Annotated in this window: 1 protein-coding gene; it reads right to left on the bottom strand. The window is 64.9% G+C overall.

The window, feature by feature from the left end:
• On the bottom strand, nt 1–350 hold a 350-nt coding region (locus NPS46_RS25160), incomplete at both ends, for an autotransporter outer membrane beta-barrel domain-containing protein (RefSeq protein ID WP_274112059.1).

The following is a 350-nucleotide window of genomic DNA, read 5'->3' as shown; positions in this document are numbered from 1 at the left end:
GACTTGCCGACGTAGTCGTAGTTCAGGCCCAGGGTGACGGCGCCCAGCTTGTAGTCGGCACCCACGCCGGCTTCATAGCTGTTACGCACGGCCTTGGCGCCGGTGGTCACGAACGGGGTGCTGCCCAGGACGAAGGTCGAGGTGCTCGACGCCTGGTCGGCGGCGAAGTCATGGAACGCCATCAGCGTGGCCTGTGGCACCAGAGTGCCCTGACCCAACTGCACGTTACCGGCTACGCGCAGACCGGCGCCCAGTTCGATCGCTTCATAACGCTGATCCTGGACCTTGAGACCGGCCGAGGAGCCTTTCTCGCGGTAACCGTCGATATCCACCAGGCTGTAGCGTGCGGC

Source organism: Pseudomonas putida (genome assembly GCF_028682395.1).
Taxonomy (GTDB): domain Bacteria; phylum Pseudomonadota; class Gammaproteobacteria; order Pseudomonadales; family Pseudomonadaceae; genus Aquipseudomonas; species Aquipseudomonas putida_AB.
The sequence above is the reverse complement of the archived record's forward strand: the minus strand, read 5'-3'. Positions and strand labels throughout refer to the sequence as shown.